This is a genomic window from Pedobacter frigidisoli, from assembly GCF_004331675.1.
GTDB classification, from domain to species: domain Bacteria; phylum Bacteroidota; class Bacteroidia; order Sphingobacteriales; family Sphingobacteriaceae; genus Pedobacter; species Pedobacter frigidisoli.
The window spans coordinates 66,047-92,151 of sequence record NZ_SJSN01000008.1; the positions used below are offsets into that span (position 1 = coordinate 66,047).

The 26,105-nt window shown below is 38.1% G+C and carries 16 protein-coding genes; 5 read left to right on the top strand and 11 right to left on the bottom strand.

Annotated features, from left to right (window positions below):
* The first annotated feature begins 96 nt into the window (after positions 1 to 96).
* Both EZ449_RS11370 and msrB read left to right on the top strand, forming a co-directional pair.
* Positions 97 to 1,341 (top strand): Na+/H+ antiporter, encoded by a 1,245-nt coding sequence (locus EZ449_RS11370; RefSeq protein WP_131558777.1) that lies wholly within the window; start codon positions 97 to 99, stop codon positions 1,339 to 1,341.
* Positions 1,342 to 1,420: 79 nt separating this feature from the next.
* Positions 1,421 to 1,930, top strand: a complete 510-nt coding sequence (gene msrB / locus EZ449_RS11375) for a peptide-methionine (R)-S-oxide reductase MsrB (RefSeq protein ID WP_131558779.1) — start codon at positions 1,421 to 1,423, stop codon at positions 1,928 to 1,930.
* A gap of 70 nt (positions 1,931 to 2,000) precedes the next feature.
* Here msrB and EZ449_RS11380 read toward each other — a convergent pair whose 3' ends face one another.
* Genes EZ449_RS11380 through EZ449_RS11390 form a run of 3 tightly spaced genes read right to left on the bottom strand, consistent with a single transcriptional unit; the run spans position 2,001 to position 5,932 of the window.
* Positions 2,001 to 3,677 (bottom strand): sodium:solute symporter family transporter, encoded by a 1,677-nt coding sequence (locus tag EZ449_RS11380; RefSeq protein ID WP_131558781.1) that lies wholly within the window; start codon positions 3,675 to 3,677, stop codon positions 2,001 to 2,003.
* A gap of 27 nt (positions 3,678 to 3,704) precedes the next feature.
* Positions 3,705 to 4,856, bottom strand: coding sequence for a galactokinase (locus tag EZ449_RS11385; RefSeq protein ID WP_131558783.1), 1,152 nt, complete (start codon positions 4,854 to 4,856; stop codon positions 3,705 to 3,707).
* A 2-nt stretch (positions 4,857 to 4,858) separates the two neighbouring features.
* Positions 4,859 to 5,932, bottom strand: coding sequence for a UDP-glucose--hexose-1-phosphate uridylyltransferase (locus tag EZ449_RS11390; protein WP_131558785.1), 1,074 nt, complete (start codon positions 5,930 to 5,932; stop codon positions 4,859 to 4,861).
* Positions 5,933 to 6,090: 158 nt separating this feature from the next.
* Between EZ449_RS11390 and EZ449_RS11395 the strand changes: the two genes are divergently transcribed.
* The 3 genes from EZ449_RS11395 to EZ449_RS11405 all read left to right on the top strand — a co-directional run bounded on the left by EZ449_RS11395 (position 6,091) and on the right by EZ449_RS11405 (position 10,752).
* Positions 6,091 to 6,789 carry an NUDIX hydrolase gene (locus EZ449_RS11395; protein ID WP_131558787.1) on the top strand — a complete coding sequence of 233 codons (699 nt, stop codon included), beginning with the start codon at positions 6,091 to 6,093 and terminating at the stop codon, positions 6,787 to 6,789.
* Between the two features lie 676 nt (positions 6,790 to 7,465).
* Positions 7,466 to 9,553, top strand: coding sequence for a phosphate acetyltransferase (gene pta / locus EZ449_RS11400; RefSeq protein ID WP_131558789.1), 2,088 nt, complete (start codon positions 7,466 to 7,468; stop codon positions 9,551 to 9,553).
* Positions 9,538 to 10,752: an acetate/propionate family kinase gene (locus tag EZ449_RS11405; protein WP_225872292.1), complete on the top strand. Its 1,215-nt coding sequence runs from the start codon at positions 9,538 to 9,540 to the stop codon at positions 10,750 to 10,752. The genes pta and EZ449_RS11405 overlap by 16 nt, the downstream gene beginning before the upstream one ends.
* A 405-nt stretch (positions 10,753 to 11,157) precedes the next feature.
* Here the strand turns inward: EZ449_RS11405 and EZ449_RS11410 are convergent, their stop codons facing one another.
* The 8 genes from EZ449_RS11410 to EZ449_RS11445 all read right to left on the bottom strand — a co-directional run bounded on the left by EZ449_RS11410 (position 11,158) and on the right by EZ449_RS11445 (position 26,060).
* Entirely contained in the window at positions 11,158 to 13,590 is a 2,433-nt protein-coding gene (locus EZ449_RS11410; protein ID WP_131558791.1) for a DUF4982 domain-containing protein, read from the bottom strand.
* Between the two features lie 11 nt (positions 13,591 to 13,601).
* Positions 13,602 to 16,169 carry a membrane or secreted protein gene (locus tag EZ449_RS11415; RefSeq protein ID WP_131558793.1) on the bottom strand — a complete coding sequence of 856 codons (2,568 nt, stop codon included), beginning with the start codon at positions 16,167 to 16,169 and terminating at the stop codon, positions 13,602 to 13,604.
* Between the two features lie 217 nt (positions 16,170 to 16,386).
* Entirely contained in the window at positions 16,387 to 17,439 is a 1,053-nt protein-coding gene (locus EZ449_RS11420; RefSeq protein ID WP_205942993.1) for a glycoside hydrolase family 53 protein, read from the bottom strand.
* A 24-nt stretch (positions 17,440 to 17,463) separates the two neighbouring features.
* Entirely contained in the window at positions 17,464 to 18,579 is a 1,116-nt protein-coding gene (locus EZ449_RS11425; RefSeq protein ID WP_225872293.1) for a SusE domain-containing protein, read from the bottom strand.
* Between the two features lie 11 nt (positions 18,580 to 18,590).
* A complete protein-coding gene (locus tag EZ449_RS11430) occupies positions 18,591 to 20,198 on the bottom strand; it encodes a RagB/SusD family nutrient uptake outer membrane protein (protein ID WP_131558797.1) in 1,608 nt (535 codons plus the stop codon).
* A gap of 28 nt (positions 20,199 to 20,226) precedes the next feature.
* The gene (locus tag EZ449_RS11435) at positions 20,227 to 23,208 is read right to left on the bottom strand and encodes a SusC/RagA family TonB-linked outer membrane protein (RefSeq protein WP_131558799.1); all 2,982 of its coding nucleotides are present in this window, start codon (positions 23,206 to 23,208) and stop codon (positions 20,227 to 20,229) included.
* A gap of 384 nt (positions 23,209 to 23,592) precedes the next feature.
* Entirely contained in the window at positions 23,593 to 23,937 is a 345-nt protein-coding gene (locus EZ449_RS11440) for an alkaline phosphatase family protein (protein ID WP_131558801.1), read from the bottom strand.
* A 536-nt stretch (positions 23,938 to 24,473) separates the two neighbouring features.
* Positions 24,474 to 26,060 carry a two-component regulator propeller domain-containing protein gene (locus EZ449_RS11445; RefSeq protein ID WP_131558803.1) on the bottom strand — a complete coding sequence of 529 codons (1,587 nt, stop codon included), beginning with the start codon at positions 26,058 to 26,060 and terminating at the stop codon, positions 24,474 to 24,476.
* Positions 26,061 to 26,105 lie beyond the last annotated feature (45 nt).

The window sequence follows — 26,105 nt, forward strand, 5'->3', positions numbered from 1 at the left end:
CCTATCCTTTGCCTGCTAGGGGATTCTTGCAAACCTCATGGCATAAACTATGGGATGAAATGGTTAAGTAGGTATCCATAATTTTGAGATCCCAGCATGGAAAACTACAGCATTGTTATTTTTATTTTAGTGGTGATGATTGGTTTATCGGCTGTTGCCGATAAAATTAAAATCCCCTATCCTATTCTATTAATTGTGGCTGGTATTGCGGTTGGATTTATACCATCTTTGCCAGCGATAGACATTAATCCCGATATTATATTCTTAATATTTTTGCCGCCGCTTTTATATGATGCCGCCTTTAATATTTCTTTTAAGGAATTTAAAACGAACATCAGCACCATTTCTACCCTTTCTATAACACTCGTATTTTTAACCACCATTTGGATTGCGGTTGTGGCGCATTACATGATTCCAAACATGACCTGGCCGTTATCTTTCGTTTTGGGTGCTATACTTTCTGCTACCGATGCCGTTGCGGCGATGAGCATTACAAAAGGTTTAGGATTATCGCACAAAGCGAACACCATTTTAGAGGGCGAGAGTTTGGTAAACGATGCTTCGGCATTGGTAGCTTATCGTTTTGCGGTGGCTGCCGTAACCGGAACTGCATTTGTATTTTGGAAAGCCTCTTTAACATTTGTGGCATTAATGGCAGGTGGATTATTGATTGGTGTGATCATGGCTAAAACCCTAGAATTTATTATAAAAAGAATACACAATAATAGGTTAGCAACCATTGGCTTAATGCTTTTAACACCATTTGTTACCTATCTTATTGCGGAAGAAGTTCATGTATCGGGTGTTATCGCGGTAGTTATATTAGGCTTGGGAATTTCTAGATTAAGCAATCAGGTTTTCCCTGAAGAATTTAAAAAGCAATCAAAAAACATTTGGGACATTATCATATTTCTGCTTAATGGCTTGATTTTCATCCTCATTGGCTTACAATTTCCATACATCTACAAAAGTTTTAATACGAATGATATTTTCCTATACATCGGCTATTCTTTTGTGATTACCATTGTGGCACTTCTAATTAGAATTGTACGGGTGTTTCTTCATCGGTTTAGTTTGCAGAAAGCATTTAATAAGGGCAGAAAAAATGCAAAAGAAGAAGCATTATTGGATTTAAGAGACAGCTTAATCATCAGCTGGTCTGGTATGAGGGGAATTGTTTCCTTAGCCATTGCGATTGGATTGCCTGCAACTTTATTAGATGGAAGTGCTTTTCCACAACGGAACGCCATTATTTTCATCTCGATAGTTGTGGTATTATTTACGTTAATTGGCCAAGGACTTACCTTGCCTTGGTTGGTGAGAAAGCTTACACCTAAATAAGCGCTGTGTAATATTTACGGTTCGCCAAATCCAATAAGCAATCTTTATCGTTACATTGATTAAGATTTAAAAAGACATCATGAAACTTTTAGCGAATATCATCATCCTAATCAGCATCAGCTGTGCTGCAATTGCCCAGGAAAAGTCAGCCCCAGTTAAGAACCCCTATTATTCGAGAACGGATACCAAAAAGCTGAAAGTAAAAAATTCGGAGTGGAAGAAGATTTTGCCAGCAGAATTATATGCTGTGGCTCGAGAAAATGCAACTGAAAGAGCTTTTACAGGAAAGCTCTGGAATTCGGAACAAAAGGGAACTTATTATTGTGCTGTTTGCGGAAATGAATTATTCAGATCAACAGCCAAATTCGCCAGTGATTGCGGTTGGCCAAGTTTTTTCGAAACTACCCATAAAGGAAGTACCATTTACAAAACCGATAATTCCTTAGGCTTTGAAAGGGTTGAAGTACGTTGCGGAAGATGCGATTCGCATTTGGGTCATATTTTCGATGATGGTCCTGCCCCTACTTTCAAACGTTATTGCATGAATTCGGTTTCCTTGGATTTTGATCCTGATGGTCTGGGTAAATAATCGTTTCATAAAAAAGGGATAAAATCAAAAGACTTTATCCCTACACATAGTATTTATTTGGTTTGGATTTCTACCAATAAACGCTGTACAGCGCTACGATTAAACCTAAAACTAATAATGCACCAACCGCAAAACCTGTAGAGGTTTTAAACATTTTAGCATCAATAGCAAGTCCTTTTTCTTCTGCTTTAAGTTTGTTTGATAACATGCTGATGATGAACATTCCAACAATACAGAATACAAATACAAAGCCCATTCTATCTAAGAAAGGAATTTCATAAACGCCAACTGCATTTTTTACCGAGAATCCCATACCTGATAACCACGAAAGATCGGCCATGGTTGGTAAGAATTTCAAGAATATTGATAAACCAAAACCACCAATTGTTGCAAATAAAGCTGCGCTTGAAGTAGTTCTTTTCCAGAAGAAGCCTAAAATAAACATGGCAAAAATACCTGGCGATACGAAACCTGTATATTCTTGAATATATTGGAAACCACCTTTTTTATCGATACCTAAATGTGGAGCAATTAAAACGCCGAGAATCATCGCCACAACAATAGAAACCTTACCAGTGTTAACCAAGTTTTTCTCTGTAGCATCTACCTTTAATACTTTCTTATAAATATCTAAAGTGAAAATGGTAGCGATACTATTTGCCTTACCAGCCAATGAAGCCACTACTGCAGCCGTTAGAGCCGCAAAAGAAAGCCCTTTTAATCCTGCCGGAAGAAGATTTAATAAAACTGGATAGGCACGATCTGGATTCACAGCACCATCTTGAATCATTTCTGCCTGAAAAGCACCGTCCTTGTATAAAACATAAGCCGCAATACCTGGTAAAACCACAATAATTGGCATTAAGAGTTTCAATAGCGCTGCAAAAAGAAGTCCGCCACGAGCGGTTTCTAAGTTTGCGCCCAAAGCCCGTTGCGTAATGTATTGATTACAACCCCAATAGTTTAGGTTTACAATCCACATACCACCAACAAGCACACTCAAACCCGGTAAATCGATGTAATTTTCATTATCAGGTTTTAAGATCATGTGGAAATGCTCCGAAGCTTTAGAAGTCATTAAATTATAACCCTCTAAAATACCACTGGTTCCATAATGTGTTGAAACCAAATTTAAGGCCAAATAGGTTGTTGCTAAACCACCAAGAATTAAAAAGAAAACCTGAATAACATCGGTATAACCAATTACTTTCATCCCGCCAAGGGTAATAATGATAGCAAATGCAGCAATAGCGTACATACAGAAATCGAGATCGAAGCCAGAAATACTGCTCACTGCTAATGCGCCCAAATATAGGATTGAGGTTAAGTTAACTACCACATAAAGCAATAACCAGAACACCGCCATAATCATGGCAACCGTTCCGTTATAGCGTTGATGCAAGAATTGGGGCATTGTAGCGATCTTATTTTTTAGATACACCGGAATAAAAAACACAGCAACAACAATTAAGGTTGCGGCGCCCATCCATTCGTAAGTAGCAATGGCTAAACCCATTTTAAAGCCCGAGCCACTCATGCCGATAAACTGCTCGGCAGAAATATTCGAAGCAATAAGCGAAGCACCAATTGCCCACCATGTTAAAGAACCTTCGGCAAGGAAATAATCTTTCGAACCTGTAGATTCAGACTTTTTCTTATTGTAAATGTAGAGACCGTAAGCCGCTACAATAACGAAATACACTGCAAATACAATGTAATCTTTCGTGTCTAGTAAATTATGTTTCATTTTATTTATTTGGTTATGATGATAGTTTTAGCTTACAACGCTCGTTCCCATATCTGTAGTTACGGTGTATGCACCAAGTTTTAGTCCGAATTTTTCTGCGTATTGAGCAGTAAGGTTTTCAATTAAATCGTCGATATTTTCTTCCTTTACGATATTGATGGTACAACCACCAAAACCACCGCCCATCATTCTGGCGCCCAAAACATACTCAAGATCTTTTACCGCATCTACAAGAAAATCCAATTCAGCACAACTTACTTGGTAATCTTCGCTCAAACCTTTATGCGTTTCGAACATCAGTTTACCTAAAGCTGGCAAGTTTCCGTTTTTCAATTGTTCTGCGGCATTTAAAAGGCGACCGATTTCTTGTACTACAAAACTGCATTTGGTGTAAACATCAAGATCTTTTGGTTTTACGTAAGCCTCCAGCATCGATAAATCTACATCACGTAAACTATTTACATTTGGGAATTTTTCCTTAACCCATTCCACGCCTTGCTCACAAGCTGCTCTTCTTTTATTGTAGGCAGAATCTGCAAGCGAGTGTTTAACATTGGTATTTAGTAGCACCAATTTATAACCATCTAATTCCAGCGGAATGTAAATGTATTTCATCGAGCGGCAATCGAGCATTATGGCATGGTCCTTTTTACCAAAAACAGAGGCAAACTGATCCATAATTCCGCAGTTAACACCAGCAAAAATCTGTTCGGCTTTTTGCCCGATCAAGGCAATATCCATTTTTGAAATGGAAAGTCCGAACAGTTGATCTAATGCATAACCTGTAGCACATTCAACAGCTGCAGATGATGATAAACCTGCACCCAAGGGCACATCGCCATCAATATAAAAATTGAAACCACCCAAAATGTAGCCTCTTTTTTGAATTTGATCTGCTACACCAAGAATGTAGTTTGCCCAATCGTTATCCGATTTTTTAAGGTCTTTTATTGACGATACATCCAGCTTTTGGTAGCTTTCTGAGAATAAATGAACTTCATGATCATCTCTTTTTGAAATGCCAACGTAAATTGCCTTATCTATCGCTGCAGGCATTACAAAACCCTCATTGTAATCGGTATGCTCACCAATAATATTAATTCGTCCCGGAGAACGAACCACCAATGGATCTGCATGGAAAAGGCTTTTAAATGTTGCCTTTAAATGTTCTAAATTCATTTTTAGCTATTTTGATTTTCAGCTAACTTGCTGATTTTATAGTGTTCGGTTGACATTTCTCTCAAGCGATTTGCCGCAAATTCTGGCGTAATATCGCGTTGCGGATTTGCCAGCATTTCGTAACCAACCATAAATTTCTTTACGGAGGCAGAGCGTAATAACGGTGGGAAAAAGTGCATGTGCCAGTGCCATTCTGGGTAATCGCCATTGTTAACTGGCGATTGGTGCATTCCTGCAGAATATGGAAACGAGGTTTCGAAAAGGTTATCGTACTTCGTAGTAGTGATTTTTATTGCCTCGGCTAAGGCAATTTTTTCAGTAGTGGTAAAAAGTTTAATGCTGTTGATATGGCGTTTGCTGATGATCATTGTTTCATAAGGCCAAACTGCCCAAAATGGAACTAGCACCACAAAATGATCGTTTTCAAAAACAATTCTCTCCGCTTTTTTAAGCTCCAATTTCAAATAATCAGCAAGCAAACTTCTTCTGTGTATGGCATAATAAGTTTTCTGGCGAGCAGTTTCCTTTACAATTTCTAAAGGAATATCGCTTTGCGACCAAATTTGGCCATGTGGATGTGGGTTGCTACAACCCATAATTTCGCCCTTATTCTCAAAAATCTGAATGTATTTGATCCATTCATTTTCTGTTAAGCTATTAAATTCGCTTTGCCAAACATTAACCACCGCAGTAATGGCCTCCACACTCATTTCTGGTAAAGTGAGGTTGTGTTTCGGACTAAAGCTGATTACTTTGCAAACACCTCGTTGGTTATTCGCAACCAGCAAATCATCCTCATTCATTTTCCCCAATGGCGTATCTGCCAACAATGCAGCAAAATCATTGTTAAAAACAAAACTGTCTTGGTAATCTGGATTGGTTTCGCCATCTGCCCTACCATTTCCCGGACATAAATAACATTTCGGATCGTATTCGGGGCGGTCATCAGGAGTAATATCCTCAACCTTACCTTGCCAAGGTCTTTTAGTGCGGTGTGGAGATACCAAAACCCACTCGCCTGTTAAAATATTTAATCGTGTATGCGGATTATTGTCCAGTTCGAATGTTTGATTCATGTTTTTATTTGTATTGGTTAGAACCTAAAACTATTTGTGGTTTAGTTATCTACGGCGCAAATTATAAAATTATTATTAATTGTCAAAACGACAATTAATAATAATTTTTATATTCGTAAAAAAATAGACATATTAAGCTTTCAAACCACTTATAAAAGATGATAGAGTATTCCAGACAGCCGCATTACTTAGTTGCTGTAGATTGCATTGTATTTGGATTTGATGGCGAACACCTTAAAATTTTATTGGTTAAAAGGGGTTTGGAGCCCGAAATAAACAAGTGGAGTTTAATGGGTGGCTTTGTTGGTGCAGATGAAAGTCCGGATGATGCAGCAAACCGTGTGCTTAAAAAAATGACCGGCTTGGAAGGTGTTTATTTGGAGCAACTGCAAATTTATGGCGAACCTAGCCGCGATCCAATTGAGCGAACGCTTTCGGTTGGTTACTTTGCCTTAATTGATATTCACAAATATGAAACGCAGTTGAACGATGATTACGAAGCGGAGTGGTTTTTGATTAACGATCGTCCGAAGTTAATTTTCGATCACAATGAAATGGTTGCCGATGCTAGAAAAAAACTAAGGTATAAAGCTGCATTACACCCTATTTTGTTCGAAATGCTGCCTAAACAATTCACCATCCCGCAACTTCATACCTTATTTGAGGAAGTAAATGATACCAAAATCGATACTAGAAATTTCAGTCGTAAAATCACTTCTACGGGTTTATTAATCAAACTCGAAGAAAAAGATCGTTCAGGCTCGAAAAAAGGTGCTTTCTATTTTAAGCTTGATAAAAAGAAATACAGTGCAAATTCTCAGGCTTTTTTAAACTTGATGCCGAATCTAAAAAGCTGATTTTGCTATAATCTGTGGCAAACCTTTTAAAGCGTTTTGAACTTTTGGGGTTCATTGGCATTTTTTTCTTAAAAATGATCGGTAGCATTTTATGGCTGCTTTAGCCCCGATAGAAAACCTATACAACAAGCAAGCATACCTAAAAAATGAATGACAAATGCTTAAATCGGGGGCTGCCGTTCCTAAGAAGGCATGTTTTTTTAAACATTTATTACTTCAACAAAGGCGTTGTTGCACTGTACTATGTACCTAAACCCGATTGAACGAATGCCGTTTTTCACGGCAATAGGTAAAGCGGGGCGGAAGATGCCAAAGGTTCAGAACCATTCATTTCCAAATAATAACCACATCAAGCTAGCTAAGCCTTAAAAATTAAGCCCTTGGTTGGCGTTATAATAAACGGAATAAAGTTTCGTAAGCAGAATTTGATTTGCAAGTGTTTCTTGAAAATGAACGGGAGCATTTTTATGGTAGCTTCAGCCCCGACAATAACACAGCCAAGGTTTTTCAATCATCAATTGCGGTTTCCAAACATCGTTACATGCCGCAAGGCGAATGGATTTTAATGCTTATCAAAGAAAATAAAATGCAAACGATTGACATTTGTTTTTAACCGATTTATAAATTTTACAACTATATTCGTCGCTGTTGGTTTTCATATCTTACGATCCTACCCATGACTAAAAACATCTTTATTGCATCAGCAGAGCCTTATACCGGAAAATCAGTGATCGCCTTTGGCATGATTAATATGTTACTGGCTAAAACACAAAAGGTTGGTTATTTCAAGCCAATTATTGCGCAAGAAGATCCGAATAAAAAAGATGAACATGTTCAAGCCATGCTTGATTATTTTTCACTTCCTGTACCTTATGAAGATGCTTTCGCTTTTACGCGACAAGATATGCTTCATCAATCGGAAGATAGTAGTGCAATCATCAATACCATTATTAGTAAGTATAAAAAACTCGAAGATAATTATGATTTTACCGTAATTGAGGGGAGCGATTTTCTTGGCGAAGGCAGTGCTTTTGAGTTTGAATCGAATGCTTTGATGGCGAAAAACTTGGGTGCTCCTGTACTCATTGTTGTTTCTGGAAAGAATAAAACGGCAAGCGAAACTTTTAAATCGGCCATTAATATTTACCGTAACTTTTTATTGAGGGATGTTCAGGTTTTAGGCGTAGTAGCAAACATGGTTAATCCAGAGGAAGCAGATCGCATTAAGCAAGCGTTAACAAACCAGCTTCCGCCGGAATTGTTGATTGCTGTGATACCAATTGAAAGCGGTTTGCAAAGTCCGACGATGAAAGAAATTACCGCTGCGCTAAATGCAGATGTACTTTTTGGCGCCGATTTAATGGATAATCAGGTAGATAATTTCGTGACGGGTGCCATGATGCTTCCCAATTTTTTGAGGCACATAAAGGATAATCTCCTAATTGTTACACCGGGCGACCGTGGAGATATTATTATTGGATCTTTGCAGGCAAATCTATCGGCCAATTACCCAAAAATTGCAGGAATCGTTTTGACCGCTGGAACTTTGCCCGATGAACCTATGATTCGCTTAATCGAGGGATTGCAAACCATTATTCCGATTATTGCTGTTCAAAAGGGAACATTTGAAACCACCACCACAATCGGTGCTATCCACTCCAAAATTACGATAGATAATAAAAAGAAAATCGAATTGGCAATCGATATTTTTGAAAGACATGTCGATTTAAAAGCGTTAGACGATAAAATAATCACGTTTAGTTATCAAGGGATTACGCCGCACATGTTCCAATATCAATTGGTAAAATGGGCAAAGCGATCGAAAAAACACATCGTTCTTCCAGAGGGAAATGATGATAGAATATTAAAGGCGACAGAAAAATTAATTGCTCAAGATATTGTGGATATTACTTTGCTTGGCGACCCGATTGAGATTGGAAATTCGATCAAACGTTTAGGTTTAACTCTTGACCTTAATGCCATTCACATCCACAATCCGGCATCTTCAGCACATTATGATAATTATGTAGAAACCCTTTACGAGCTTCGAAAAGCCAAAAACGTAAACATGGAAATGGCTCGAGATATGATGACTGATGTTTCTTATTTCGGAACGATGATGGTTTACAAGGGCGATGCCGATGGAATGGTTTCTGGAGCGGTACATACTACGCAACACACCATCAGACCAGCGCTTCAATTTGTAAAAACTAAACCAGGTGTTTCGGTGGTTTCGTCAATCTTTTTTATGTGTTTACCAGAGCGTGTTGCTATTTTCGGCGATTGTGCGGTAAACCCTAATCCAACGGCACAACAATTGGCAGAGATTGCCATTTCATCAGCAGAAAGTAGCGCCAGATTTGGCATCGAACCACGAATTGCCATGTTATCGTATTCATCGGGAACATCTGGCGAGGGCGAAGATGTGGAACGCGTTAGAGAAGCTACCGCGATTGTACGCGAGCGGTTTCCAGATTTAAAAATTGAGGGTCCGATACAATATGATGCCGCTGTTGATCCAATTGTTGGAAAGCAAAAGCTGCCAAATTCTGAAGTTGCAGGCCGGGCAAGTGTATTAATTTTCCCCGATTTAAATACAGGAAATAACACTTACAAAGCTGTACAGCGAGAAACAGGTGCATTGGCCATTGGCCCAATGCTGCAAGGATTGAATAAGCCAATTAACGATCTTAGTCGTGGCTGTACGGTAGATGATATTTTTAACACGGTTGTAATTACAGCCATTCAATGTCAGGAAATTTAGAAATGAACATTTTAGTAATCAATTCGGGAAGCAGTTCCCTAAAATATCAACTTTTCAAAATGCCAAACCAATCGCCAATTTGCAGCGGATTGGTTGAGCGAATTGGAATCGATGGATCATATATTAAACATACTGTTTTCTCCAACGGAGAGAAATTGGTAACCGAAAAATCGGGAAGTATTGCAGATCATGGCGAGGCACTTAAACAAGTTTTAGCAATGCTTTCTGGCGGTGAAAAACCGGTAATCGCTAGTCCTGAAGATATTGCTGCCGTCGGCCATAGAGTTGTGCATGGCGGAGAACATTTTTCGGGCCCAACTTTGATTACTGATGAGGTGAAAGCGCAGATAAAAAAATTATTCTCGCTTGCGCCACTACATAATCCAGTTAATTTAAAATGCATTGAGGTAGCAGAGCAAACTTTCAAAAATGCTGTTCAAGTAGCCGTTTTTGACACTGCTTTTCATCAAACCATTCCAGCAGAAGCATTTAGGTATGCCATTCCAGATAAATATTATAAGGAAGATGGAATTCGGGTTTATGGTTTCCATGGAACAAGTCACAAATATGTAAGTGAGCAAGCTATAATGTGGCTTGATAAAAAGGAATCGAAGATTATCAGTATTCATTTAGGCAATGGATGTAGCATGACAGCCATTAAAAATGGTCAATCGATTGATACCAGTATGGGTTTTGGGCCGCTAAGTGGCTTGGTAATGGGCACAAGATCTGGCGATATTGATCCATCGGTTATTTTTCACTTAATTGAACATGCCGGTTATAGTCTTTCGCAACTGAGCACACTTTTTAATAAAGAATCTGGCTTGTTAGGCGTTGGCGGATCGAGTGATATGCGTGACATTAGAAAGTTGGTAGCTGAGGGAAATGATGATGCAATTTTGGCCCTGGAGCTTTACGCTTACCGAATTAAAAAGTTTATTGGCGCTTACACCGCGGTTATGAATGGTGTAGATGCAATTATTTTTACGGCAGGTGTTGGCGAAAACGATATGGCAATGCGTGAGAGTGCTTGTAGGGAATTGGATTATTTGGGAATTGAGCTAGATAATGATGCAAATGCGCAATATAATGGAGGCATTATGGATGTAAGTTCTCGTAATTCGAAAGTTAGGATTTTGGTGATTCCAACAAATGAAGAGTATGAAATTGCTTCACAGTGTTATGGTTTGTTGAATTAGGTTTGAGGATTTCGGTTTCTTGCCGATTACGTAATGGTGAATTTGATTTACAAGTATTATTTATTTTATTGTTAGGTCTTGTAGCTACTTCATGGTCAGCATCTTTCATGTTTAGCGTTCCTGCTATTATGATCCTGAATCAAGTTCAGGAAGACGACAGTTCGTGTAAAGTGTTTTAATACTTGGTTCAGTCAATTCCTCCTGATGAACTTAATTCAGCATCTTTCATGCTAAGCGTTCCTGCTATTAAGATCCTGAACCAAGTTCAGGAGGACGAGCGTTTATGTAAGTTGTTTTGGCATTTTGCCTACCCATCGCCATTACAACCATGCCTAACCACCTCGTCATGCTGAACTTGATTCAGCATCTTTCATGCTTAGTCCTCCTGAAATTGAATTTAATCCATTATTTAGTCGAAACAATTTCTATTAATCCGCTGGTTAGCGATTTACCTTTTACGTTCAATTGTATTTTACCGCCTTTTTTATCAGATATAATGGTAACCACAAGCTTCCCACTAAACAATTTCATGGTTGGCATCTCAAATGATTCAAGCGAAGTTGCATCGCCATTACAAACAGCCTTAAATTTCCCTGCTCCTGTTACTTCAAAATTTAGTTGATCAGTAGCAGTTGGACAAATGTTACCATTCTTATCAACGACAGAAACAGTTACGTAAGACAAATCTTTTCCATCAGCAGTAATTTCATTTCTGTCGGCTGTTAAAATAATCTTCGCTGGCTTACCTGCTGTTTTAACTTGCGCCTCTTTTACTGGTTTTCCATTGCTATCTAAAGCGACAACCTTAAGCGTTCCAGGTTCGTATTTAACATCCATCCACATTAAACGGTAACGGTTTTGAGGTGATGATTTATCTTTTTTCCGAATGCCCAAACTTTTACCGTTAAGAAAAAGTTCTGCGCTATCATAACTGGTGTAAACAAAAACTGGAGTGGTTTGTCCTTCTCTTCCCTCCCAATTCCAATGTGGTAAAATATGCAAAGTTGCTTCGGTTTTGTTCCATCTACTTTTGTATAGATAGTAGCGATCTTTCGGTAAACCTGCTAAATCAGAAATCCCGAAATAAGAGCTTCTTGATGGCCAGCTGGTATCGTAAGGTGTTGGTTCTCCCAAATAATCGAAGCCTGTCCACACGAATTCGCCAATAACCCAAGGTTTATCATCTTGCATTACAAAATCATCATCTGGCAAATTAGACCAGCTACAATATTCCATATCATACGATGAAGATTGGAAGTCTTCATACTGTTTATCGAATCCTTTTACTACCGGAAATTTATAAATTCCCCTGGAGCTAACTGTAGAGGCCGTTTCTGATCCTAGAATGAATCCTTGGGGAAATGCTGTATAGGCGTCGTTATAAAGGTGAACACGATAGTTTAGACCGGGAACATCCAGCAAAGCACCAAAACCAGATTGCATGGTTGCTTTAACTTGGTCCATTCCAACCGTTACCGGACGAGTTGGATCCTCTCGATGGAAAATTTCTTGCAACCATTTTGCTCTTTTTACACCTTCAGCACCAAACTGATCTGGAACCTCATTGCCCGAACTCCACATTACAATACATGGATGATTTTTTGTCGCTTTGACTAAATTTACAATATCCTTTTCGGCATCTGTATCGAAGTATAAATGATAACCATTTTCTACCTTGGCCTTTGCCCATTCATCGAAACTTTCTGCAAGGAACATAAAACCCATTTCATCACACAATTCCAATTGCTCTGGCGATGGCATGTTGTGCGAACTTCTGATTGCATCGCAACCCATTTCCTTTAAAATAGTAAGTTGTCTCCGTAATGCGGCAGTATTTATGGCAGTTCCCAGCGGACCAAGATCGTGGTGTAAACAAACGCCTTTGAACTTTCTCACTTGTCCGTTTAAACTAAATCCTTTGTTGGCTTGATAGCTAATTTCTCTTACGCCAAACCTGGTTTTCACTACGTCTTTAAGCACATTCCCATCATAAACACTCGAAACCGAAGTGTATAAATAAGGCGCTTCTGGCGACCAAAGATTTGGATTGGAAATCGGAATATTTTGATCAGCCTCATTACCAAAAAATGATTTCGCAGTATCTATAGCTATTTGCTTTCCTGATTGATCTAAAATCTGAGTAACTAACCGAACATTGTTGCCCGTAATTTTAGTCTTGATATTAACCTTGGCAAATTCCTTTTTTGCAATTGGCGTCGTTACAGTTATTCCCCATTGATCGACACTTTTTTCATCCTTAATAATTAAATGAACATTGCGATATAATCCAGCTCCAGGATACCAACGAGAAGATTTCGGTTTATTATTAAGGTGAATAGCCAATTGATTTCCGTTCGATTTTAAATCATTAGTGATATCGATATAAAAATAATTGTACCCGTAATTCCATTGTCCAACAAGTTTTCCATTGAGATAAACCCGAGGTTCGCTCATGGCACCATCGATTTGCAACAGCACTTTTTGATTCGGTTTTAATATTGGAAGATTAAGGTTTTTCCGATACCAACCCTCTCCTATATAAGGTAAAGCGCCAGTTCTGCCTGTCTTTTCACTTGCTACTTTTTCTCCGTTTTGCGTAATTGCTGTTATCTGTTTATCGATTTCCTTATCAAACGGACCACTGATTGCCCAATCATGAGGTACACTTACTGTTTCCCAAGCTTTATCGTTAAAATTAGGTTCGGCTGCGGTTGGAAAACTTCCTTTAGAAAACTTCCAACCCTCATCCAACAAGATTTCGGTTCTTTGCGCAACGGCATTCAAATAAGCGCAACTGGAAATGATAAGCGTGAGGAAGATGGTTTTAAATCGCAACATGTATGGTGATATTATTTTAAATAAATATTTTCAATGGAAATATTAACAGGTAATTTATTGGAATTATAGCCAAAAGTAACTTCAATTTTTTCTGCGTTTTTCAAATTAAAAACAGCTTGGTTTTTAGCTTGATAATAAAGCGGTAAAAAACCAGGATATGATCTTGGCAGTAAAAGTTGAGCATCAGATTTCAGTTGGTTTAACGGAATCTCAATTAACTGAAATTCTTTATTTAATGAAATTTCAGTGGAGAAGAAATGTGCATCAGCATCAATTAAACCCATCTTAACTTTTGCGTTTTCAACATTGGATTTCACCTTAATGACTAACATTTTGAATTGGTTAAGTTCAGTTAATCTTCCAGCCATTTTATCGGCAAAAAAACTTTGAAAACCCATCAATTGATTTGCCTGAGGCTGATTCATCGATAGCTTTAAACTGAGTTCCGATGGATTTTCATCTGAAAGATATTCGACCTTATTGTTTGCCCAATCGGGATTGTAAATATTGATGTTTTTACCGTCTTCGGTCGCATTAAAAATCTCCAGTACTGATTCTTTTCCTGCGACAAAGGTTTCATAACTTGCATACTCCAATCGATCCCAAGCATAGGGATTTCCTTTTTCGTTTGCAGGAAAAGTTACATAATCGCCATTTGATTGATGAATAATAATTTGGTATTTCATCAGTCCATTTTTAACTTGTTCCGCAGGAATTTCAGTTGAGAAACTGTAACCATCCGCTTTCTGCATTGGGATATTATTCCAGCGATTTGCAGCATTCAATTGAACAAAAACGGAGTCGTTTGGTGTTAAACCAATAATTTCAGCATTTACACTAAAAGGTGTGTTTTCTGAAACGGTTGATAAAGCCTGATGCTTCACCAATACAGTTGAAGCTGAGGCTTTCGGTGCAACGAATTCTCCCAAAGTTATACATTCATACTTGCTTTGTGCATTCAAACTGGTTTTTAGCTTCTTTTTTATCAGCAAATAACTTCCAGGGGAAACCATAAAACCGCTTTTCGATGCAATTAAATTAATAAGATTTCCTTGATTTAAACCTTTTACAATGAACCCATCACCCAAATCTGGCAGGCTAATCTCTATTGGCAAAGTTGCCCAGTTAATTAGCGTTACCGCTTTTTTTGGCGATGCTTTTTCGAATGGATCTTTTATTAAAATAGCATCAGGCATAACTTCTAAACGCCAAACTCCAGCCTCAACTTGATCAACAAAATAAGCCCCTCTACCTTGATATTTAATAATTTTTGAGCTACCCACTCCAGCAATATGCATTAACTTTTTAGAATTTAAAGGCTGCGAAGATGTCGAATTTGAATAATAAAATTCCTCGTCGCTATTCATCTCACTGAGCGAATTTTTGTAATCTATTTTGAAAGATCCGAAAGCATTTTCATCATTCGAATTTTCCAATCTTTTATTCTGATGAAAAACTTTTGAGGCAATTAACATACTTATTGCTTTTGATGGCGTGTAAGCTAAATTTAAGTAGTGCGTTTGATATTCGGTGTTGGCGTAAGCGGTTGCCATTGGATCGTAAGCAAATTGCGTTGCCCATTGAAAACCTGCAGCCCTAAAACTTCTGGCCATTGCCGGGTACATAATCGGATGCATCACATCGCCAGCATCAAATTCATAAACCACTTTAGCACGGTTTTTAAACGCAGGAATCGTATCAAAAGGGATTTTGTATTGTGCAACATTGGGCAAATAATTCCCTTGTAAAGTATGCCCAGCAACCAATCCTGTTGGGTACCACTGGAAACTATGGCCTTGAACATTGGCCTTAACAATAGCATCGGCATACCAAGGCGATTCACTGATATTGTAAAAAACGGGCTTAGTCCAGCCAGTACTTTTTATAGCCTCAACCATACGATTAACGTATTCTGTAGCCCGCTCTTTTGGTCCGCTATGTTGCGGCTCGTTATTTACCTCAGCGGCTAAAATATCTGTATCTGCCTGATAAGTTAAACCTGTATAAGGATTTTTATGTTTAAAGAATTGCGTTAAATAATTTTCTTGTGCTTTATAGGCATTTTCATCAACCAAAGCTTTTTGCTTTCCATAAATGTTGGAAAAGCTACCTGTTTTTTCATCTTTCTCAGGATAGCCATTTCCCCAGAAAGCAATCGGGGTAATTAAAGTTTTGATCTTGCGTTTTTTAAGTTCAGCAATTAGAAAATCGAATAAACGCAAATGTTCGTTATTGATTAAATTTCCCTTGGCATCTGAAATTTCCTGATCCCAAACATGAACACGAAAAGCATCAAAACCTAGTCGGGAGAAGTGATAAACATCATCTTTAATCGCCTGTTCTGCGTTTTGCCCCACTCTCAAAATTGCCCGATTGCCATAGGCAAATGGCGCAGTATAATTTGTACCGAAAAATGCTGCTTTTTTGTTGTCTTTCTCCCAACGGATTACACCAGATGCATCAACGTATATTCCTTGCTTGTTTTGGGCAAAAGAAAATACAGGTAAAAGCATCAGTAAAAGAAACCCCCAACCCCCTAAAGGGCGCTTTGACTTTCTATCGTTTATGTAATATTTCATACAGACAATGTGGTAAAGTGTTCGATTATAAGTAATCTTTTTTAGTTTTTATTAAACAAAAGGAAATCAACTGTAAGTAAACCCCCAACCCCCTAAAGGGGGCTTTGACTTTCTATCGTTTATGGTATATTCCACATCGTCAAAATGGTAAAACACAACTATTAATGGCTGAGCAAATTACGATGACGTATTTCCAATTGGGTTTTAAAAGTCCCCTTTAGGGGGTTGGGGGTGTCAAAAACCCATCCATCGCCACCGTGGGTTTACCTGTATCATCAAAAGCACCTAATTTGTAACCACTCCAACTGTTGTAAGATTGTGGTTCCCAATAAAAAACTCCTAAACCTTTGTTATTTGACAGTGATTTATTTTTAGCTATTAAATCTTTAATAAAAGCCTTACAGGCAACGGCATCCGTAACTGGCATTCCCAATTCGCAGATCATCACTTCCGAACCATAACGAGAAACCATATCAGTCATATTGGTTAAACATTGCGTGTTTTTTGCCGACCAATCTGTTGCTGTTGGATACATCGACATGCCGATTACATCCCACTTTGCACCGTTATTTTTCAATCCATCAAATATCCAACGGAACAAGCTGTTATCGTAACCATTAGAAATATGAACAACAACTTTCGTCGCCGGATCAACCGCCTTTACACCATTATATCCTGATAATACTAAATCAGCAAAATTCTTCATGTTTGTTGATGCCTTTCCATCATTCCACAGCATACCATTATTGGTTTCATTACCTACTTGAACCCACTCTGGAACGATTTTATTGATTTTTAGAACCGTCAATACATCCACGGTGTGGTTATAAACAGAAGTTTTTAAGGTAGCAAAATCTTGCGAAACCCAGGCTGCAGGTTTATTTTGCTGCCCAGGATCAGCCCAAGAATCACTATAATGGAAATCGATTAATAGCCTCATATTAGCCGCTTTGGCTCTTTTTGCTTTGGCCAAAACATCAGCCGTATTGCAATAACCAGAAGTTGGATTTACCCAAACACGAAGACGAATAGTATTGATACCTTTATCTTTCAATATTTTAAGTAAATCTTGTTGCTCACCAGCAGCATTATAAAACTTCTTTCCTGCAGCCTCCATTTCAGTAATCCAACTCACGTCAGCGCCTAAAGCATAAGTGCCAACAGGATCTGGAGTTGGGTAAACCTGTGTTTCACCTTTTACTGATTTTTTACAAGCAGCACTTGTAATCACGAACAATAAGATAAGGCCTAGCCATTTTATTCGGTTCATTCTCTTTCCTTTTAACATCACTGCTTATTTAACTGAGTAAGTATAATTTCCATCACCAGCACTTAGATCTAAAGTAATGGTAAAAATTCCTGTTTTGGTAATCGGTATATTAATTCCGCCCCAAGTTGGTGCACCAGAATAAACCAATGCCCCAGTTGCATCAACCTTGTAACTGATATCATATCCTCCATTTGCAGTAAAAACAAACGTCTTTCCGGCGGTTAAAGATACATTTGCCGCTACCCACTTCATCGTTGTTGCATTATAAACTAAGGGTGTTGATGAAGTACTCCAACCATTATCATCACCAGAAATGAAAAACTTAACAGGTGTATAAGTGATCGTTAACGCATCTACATCGGCATTTACTTTCATGTAAGCTGGCGACGGAGAAAGATACAAATTACCGCCAGTTAAATTCATGGTTGTTGCTGTTCCGCCCCAACCATACACTTTGGTTGCATCTTTTGATGAAACCAATTGAAAAGCATCGCCACCATAACCATCGGCATTTGGCAAGTTCAAATAACCCTCATACTTCGAATTAAATTTACTAGACGTTAACACAAAACCATTAGATCTAACCGTTGGGGTTTTCCATGAGTTACCACCTTTAACAATTAAGGCAGGATATTCAATGGTTGCTTTGTAAGGATTAACGGCCATTGTTAAGCTCGAATAAATTGGCTTGATGACAGAAACTGCACCGGTATTTTGGTTTACTTCTGCTTTAAGTCTGATGGCTAGCGTACTTACTGTACCAGTAGGCAAAAGCAATTGATTGGCCAATAGCGAGTTAAAATCTGAGCCTAAATAAGCTTTACTTAATGTACCTGCCGGAAGTTTTACGATCACTGCATTCGCCCAAGCGTTTGCGCCAGAAGTATCTGCTGGCAGATCAAATTCCAAAGAATAAGTCGGAACTACATTTGCACCAAAACTTGCTGCTTTAAAATTAAAGGTAACCACCGTACTTGCATCTGTAGCGGCTGATAAAACCACACTTGATACTGAAGTTTTAAAAGCCAGTGAACCCGCGGTTGGCGGCGTTATGATATTTGTGCTTGCATCTTTTTTACAGCCGAAAAATAGGCTGATAAAAAGGAAAGTGTATATCATTTGAAGAGATATTTTTTTCATTTTGTAGAGAATTAATAACCTGTATTCTGATGAAGATTTGGATTGGCTGAGAGATCAGTTGGAGGCAAAGGAAACAAATTGTATTTGCTGTTTACCCCAGAACCGCCCTTCACCCCACCTTTCCAAGCCCATAAATAAGCTGCTGTAGTAAATTTTCCGTAACGGATTAAATCCGTTCTACGGGTTGCCTCATACCAAAGTTCACGACCGCGTTCATCTAAAATGAAGTCGGTTGTTAGGGCACTAGAAGTGATGTTTCCAGCTAAACTTCCATTATAAGCACGAGTACGTAAATTGTTAACATATTCCAAAGCTGTTGTTAAACTTCCGCCAGAACCGCCACGCAAAACTGCCTCTGCATAAATTAAATAAGTCTCGCCCATACGGAAAAGTGGAAAATCAATATCAGAGAAATCCTTGGCCACATCTTGGTGTGGTGCCGGTGTGCCAGTTTTGGTTTTATTTCTAAATTTTGTACTCGAATAACCATCGGTTGATACGTAAAGATCATTCACTTCCAAATTTTGGCCAGACATATAGAACTGTGCCCTGGTATCGGTCGAACCTGTTTTATCAGCAAAAAGATTCACAAATTGTTGTGTAATTCTAAGTCCACCCCAATTACCGCTTGATCCAGATACATCTCCTGGAACCCCTGCAGGTCCATGCATTAGGTAAGTTGTACCCCCATAATTTTGAGTACTTGTACCATCGTAGTTAATGGTGAAAATATTTTCATCAGTATTTAAATGGTTATCGGCAATGGTTAATTCACGGTAATTTCCATGAAGTTTATATCCAGCAGCAACAATTTTATTGCAATAGGTGATCGCATCTGTATATCTGGCTGTTCCTGTATAAACCTCAGCATTTAGATAAATTCTCGAAAGCAAAGCCCAAGAAGCAGCACGATCTACACGACCATATTCATTCGCTTTCGGCGCTGCTAAATCATTTTCGATGGCCTTAAGTTCTGATTCTACATAAGCAAACAAATCTTTACGGGCAATTTGCTTTGGTAAATCCTTGCCCCCAATTTCAGTGGTTTCGGTTACCATTGGTGGGTTGCCATAAATATCCATTAAAACTGAATATTGGTATGCTCTAATAAAGCGAGCCTCAGCCCTAAATCTGCGAACCTGATCTGCATCAACACCCACAATTCCTCTTTTGCTCAAATTATCATCTGATGATTGATTGATAAAATCATTACAAAGCGTAATCTGGAAAAACGAGCGATAATACAATCCATTGATAATCGAGTTAATCGACGACCAACTTTGTTCATGCAAACCTTGAATACCTGCATCATTTTGCCAAGACCAAACGGCCTCATCAGTAGTAATTTCCTGTAAATTCCAATACAAACGAAGAAAATCTGAATTTCCTTCATCCTTAATAATCTCAGTTGGAATATCTGGCAGACCTGTAGATGCATTTCCCGTTAAGGCGAAAGCGCCATAAACCTTTGCCAACGATTGTTTGTAACCCGCCGCCGAAGTATAAACTTTATCAGCAGTAAGATCGTTTGTTGGTACCAAATCTAACTTGTTGCACGATGAGGTAAAAACCGCAGTCGTACAAGCCAGAATGAATAATTGTAAAACGCGTAGTTTCATATATTTTTTGTTAAAGCAGTTCATAATCTTAAAAATTTACATTTAAGCCCAAAGAGAAAATGCGTGGTCTTGGATAGATGTTATTATCTACACCCGAAGCAACCTCTGGATCCAAACCTTGATATTTAGTAATCACGAATACATTTTGAACACTAGCCGTTAATTGTAGATTAGCTTTTGTTTTCAGAATTTTCCCGAATGCGTAACCAAGATTAACGTTATCCATCCTCAGGAAAGAGGCATTTTGAAGATAATAATCGCTCAGTAATTGTTGCGCTTTAAAGTTTGTTGTCAAGTAGTTTGGTGATGCATTTAAGATTACTGCGGTACCCAAAATCTGATTTAAATTTCCACTTTGGCTAAAATTATTATTGTAAACGTAGTTACCAAGATTTGCCCTAAGTGTGAAAGATAAATTCCACTTTTTATAGCTGAAATTATTGCTGAAGCCCAAGAACAATTTAGGATCAGCTTGTTTTCCCTTTTTGAAATCACTTTCATTGATAATTCCATCGCCATTTTGATCTACATAAACACCCTCTATTGGGTTTCCATTTGTATCGTAAGTTTGTTCGAATAGGTTGAACGTACTTTTCGGTCCGCCGACAGCATTAATGAAAGCATTTTGCCCGCCAATACCACCAGCAATGGTTCCGCTAGGGAAACCCGCATAGTTTGGATCGTTCGGCACAACTGTTAAATTGGTGATGGTGTTTTTATTGTAGGTCGCATTAAAACTGAAATCCCAGTTAAAATCTTCACCCTTAATCGGGATAAAACCCAATGTAAGCTCCACACCCTTATTTTCCATATCGCCAACATTTACAATGGCATTTGCAGAAAAGTTTGTGCCCGCAGGCTGAGGAATCAGGTTTAATAAATCGCTTGTTTTCTTTTGGTAAACATCTAAACTTCCTGTTACACGATTATCGAACAAACCGAAATCTAAACCGATGTTGGTTGTCGCCGTTTCTTCCCATTTGATATTTGCGATGTAAGCACTTGGGCGATACATTTGATAGAAAGTATTTCCAAATTGATAAGATGCATTTAACGAACTTAAGCCATAAGTAGACATGTAGCTATAATTTCCAATCCCATCCTGCTGGCCAGTAATACCGAAACTTGCACGAAATTTCAATGCAGAAATAACTTTGCTATCCTTTAAAAATGATTCATTCTTAACTGTCCACGCTAAAGCTACTGATGGAAATACACCATACTTAAAGGCTGGACCGAAGCGAGATGAACCATCTCTACGAATGGTTCCCGTTAACAAAAACCGATCATCGTAGCTGTAATTTAACCTACCAAAATAGGAGATTAATCTGTATTGCGGCTTGTTAAAAGCAAAAGCGGGATCAGAATTCGCAACCTTAGTTCCATAAGCATCGAAGCTAGGGAAATAATATTGTGTCGTTAAATAATCGTTGTAAGAGTATCCCGCAGTTGCATCTACCCTACTTTTAATTGATTTAAATTCCTTAACATAATTCAGGTAAAAATCCAAAACGGTGTTTCTTCTATTCTGTTTGTATTGATTGCTAACGCCGTTGCTCAAAATAGATTCTGCAGCATTTGGATCTACATAAACCGTTCCCTTACCCGAAGCGACATCATAAGCAGCATTCAAATTGGCATGCAATTCTGGCAAAAAGTGAAAACTATAATCCAATTGAACGTTGCCAATACTCCGCATCGGCTTCGCTCTATCTTCACGTTGCTCTAACAAACCTACCGGATTACGACCCACCAAGTTTACCAATTCCCCTGTGCTAGGGTTCACCCATTCCCAATAACCATTATAATCTGTTTTGTTGGTGTAAGTGGCCTGTGTTGGATCGAAACTTACTGCACCGCCAATGGCGGCAGTATTTGCAAAACGTGTTTTCTGCATGCTTCCTTTTAGGTTGATATCCAATTTCAAATGATTATCAAAAAACCTTGGATTGAAAACCAGCGCAGCTGAAGTTTTTTCCAATTGATCGGTTCTTAAAACACCTGTTTGATTTTGATAACCAACGGATAAGCGGTAAGGCAGTTTTTTTATACCACCGCTGATGCTGATGTTATTATCTGTAGAGAAACCGTCTTGATAAATGAGATCTTGCCAGTTCGTATTAAAAGTTCCTAACTGCGCTTTTTGCGCAACTGTTCCTTTTGAATTTACAATGGAACGAATTTCATCGGCGCTTAAAACATCGAGCTGTTTGGTTAATTTGGAAATAGAATTTACTGAATTGAAACTCACTTTAAGCGCATCACCAACACCTTTTTTTGTGGTGATGATGATGACGCCATTTGCCGCTCTAGCACCATAAATGGCCGCAGCAGAGGCATCTTTTAAAACGGTAAAGGTTTCAATATCGTTCGGATTAATAAAACTTAAAGGATTTGATGCTCCTGAAACGCCACCGCTTTCTAATGGTACGCCATCAATAACGAATAAGGGATCGTTACTCGCATTTAGCGAAGAACCGCCACGAATGCGGATTGTACTTCCACTTCCTGGTTGCCCGCTATTTGAAGTGATTGCAACTCCAGAGACTTTTCCCGATAACATTTGCTCTGGTGTACTGATGCTTCCCTTTTGGAAATCCTTTACGCCAATTACCGCTACCGAGCCCGTTAAATCTTGTTTACGAGTTGTTCCGTAGCCAATCACAACAACATCATTTAAGTTAGATGCATCCTCAATTAAGGTTACGTTCAGTGTTGCTGTTTTAGAGACTGGAATTTCTTGCGTTTTGTAACCTACAGAAGTAAATTCCAAGATCCCTGCCTTAGCCGGAACCTTAATGCTAAAGTTTCCGTTAGCATCTGATGAGGTTGCAATTGTTGTGCCTTTTAGGCGAATACTTACGCCGGGCATCCCCAAATTATCGGGAGCTGTTTTTACAACACCGGTAATGGTTGCCTGCTGTGCAAAAAGATATCCGTTGGTAAAAATCAATAGCAAAAGCATTAGTGTTCGCTTGTTACTCTTGAGAAAAGATGTAAAAATGTGCATAGAAATATATGGTTAGAAATTAACTGTACAAATCACGTTTATATCTGTTATTTCCCTTTGTTCTATTGTACATTTCTTTTGTGCAAATGGACATAATTTAGCTTAAAAAGCAAGTGATTATGTGCATAAGAGCTATTTTAACTATAGATGATGAATGGAGGAATATAATTACTCCACCTATTATATTGCCCACATGATGTATCCTGAGAAAGGTTTTGAAAGCTTTCTTATTTTGAATAATAAAATCATAGGCTTTTGCATAGTTGCCTTTGTAAGAATCATTCTCTTCAAAGAATACTTCATCTATATATTTTTTATTTATAGGATAAATCAATTCTTTCCAATTATAGTAATAACCTATTTTTACGTTTTTGATTTGATCCTTTAATACCTTGAATATAGATGGATAATAACCATCTTGATCATTTTCAACTCCAGGAAGATCATGTTTTTCAATGGTCCACGCATTATTAGTAATTCCATGCTCTTCAGGTCCAGAACCCGTAAATGGCTAGTCCAATTTGGTAAAGTTACTGATGGCATTACCGGCCTAGTTGTTAGCGATAACGCACCATCTGCGATCATTCTATCTAAATTTAGATGTTTAGCTTTTCTAAATCCTTCAGAACTAAAACCATCCAATCCAAGTACCAAAATTCGTGTCGGTGTATTTTGTACCTGAGCAAAGTTGCCAATGAGGAGTACTGCAAGGGATAATATAATTTTCATGTTTTTCAAATTAAAATTTTTATTAATCACGGTTATAGCGTGTTTTTTACGTTGATTGATTATATTTCGTTTTGATTCGAATCTGATTATTTAATTCACGTGCTATAAAATCTGGCGCACAGAAATACCATTGACAATCATTTGCTTTATGTACAAATTAAACTTATTGTTGATTTTGATTATGTTAGTTTGGAATTTTTAATAAAAACGATTTGAGTTTTCATAGGTCATATACTTTAGCGGGGAGCTAAACATAATGTAGTAGAACTGACTAAACCTAAATTTGGGTTTGCTGAGATCGCCAATGAAAATAATTAATAAATTTAGTGGGTAATCTATGCAGTAATTGATTGTCAAAACAAGATCATGGAGTAAAATAAATAGGGATCCTGTTGAGGATCCCTATTTATTTTACTCCATACCCACTAAATTCAAACCAACTTATTCGGAAACTGACCTTATTTCCAATAAAAATCTACCTCAAATTATTATACCGAAATACAATAACCTTGAGGTTAGCATATTTTTATAGATTCTTATTTTTTTGCTACGATTTTCATAAAGAGTTTAACATCGTCTGAAATGGTTACATCACCAGACTTATCAAAGAGCTTTTCTGATCTATAATCGATACCCCAATCTGTTCGATTAATAATCAGCGTACCATTTATCACGACAGTTCCGTCCATTCCGTCCTTAAAATACATTTTAGCTGGAAAAGTAACTGCTTTCGTGCTACCTTCAATGGTCAGGTTCCCAGCAACTTTTATATTTTCACCATTCCCTGTTTCAACTTTAGTAATTGCGAATGTAGAAACAGGGAATTTTTTGGTATCAAAAAATTCAGGTAATTTATTGTGTAGAGGTTGATCATCAAATTTTTGTTCAATTGTATTCATGTCGACTTCAACTGCACCGCCCACTAGATGACTTTTTTCGATCAACAATTCCCCTTTCGATATATTTACGTTCCCGCTACTGGATCCATCACTAACTAACATAGAACCTTCCCATGTACCAAGTAGCATAGAACCTTTCCACATTACAACACTCTGCTTCGTATCAATAATATATTTTTTCTGACCTTCTTTATTATAAAAGTCAGTGATTGTATTTTCATTATAACGATACACTCCTGTCGCATCTCCAAACCAAATACTTCCATCTTTAGCTTCCAACAGCCCCAAAAAAGCCTTTCCTGACTTAATTTCTGTTACGGTGGGCCTCTTGCTATACAGGAACTTTGCATCATAACGCGAAAGTGCTTGGACACCCGGATTTGCAGGATTTACTGAGCCGGTAGTCCAGATGTTTCCCTTTTTATCTTGGATTATAGCATAAGCACCTCTCTCCGATGCTTTAGTGAAAGTACTGCCATCATAACGCCAAAGGCCACCGGTTTGGCTTACTTTAAAGCCATTGAAACCGCTGAGCCAAATATTGCCTTTGCTATCTTCCATTATACCCCAAACGTCGAGAAAGGGTTCGCCTTTATGGGTTAAAGTGGTAAATTTTTTACCGTCATAAACAAAGGCGTCGCCCCTTGTACCAACCCACAATTTTCCTTTTTTATCTTCGATGATTATATTAATATCATTATTCAAATGCCCTTTCTTATAAAAAAGCGGGGCGTTCGGAGAGGTAAAATTTCGAAAAGATTTGCCATCGTAACGACTTATTCCATCTCCGGTGCCGAACCAAATAATGCCAGCCTTATCTTCATAAACAGACATCACTCGATTATTGGCAAGTCCCTCTGTGGTTGTGAAATGTTGAATGGATTTCCCGTTGTAATAATAAACGCCCGAATCTGTAGAAGTAAACCAAATATTTCCTCGTCGATCTTCCATGACATCCCAAAAGCGGTGAGAGCCTATTTGACTTGTAAGATTAGTAAAAGATTTTCCATTGTATCGAAAAACATCGCCAAATGATGAGTTGTTAGGGCCAGCAATCAAAATGGTTCCATTTCTTCCTCTTTTTACATTACGAACCATCATATTAGGTCCTATGTCTTTAATTTCGGACTTGATGTTATCTTTTGGTGCGTTCGTTTGGTTTTGTCCACATGAAGTGAGAAAAACAAACATTAAAAACAAAGCATGTACGTGTATGTATTTCATAATTTTTATTGATTGATCCTATCAGAATTGATTTAGCAAAATTAC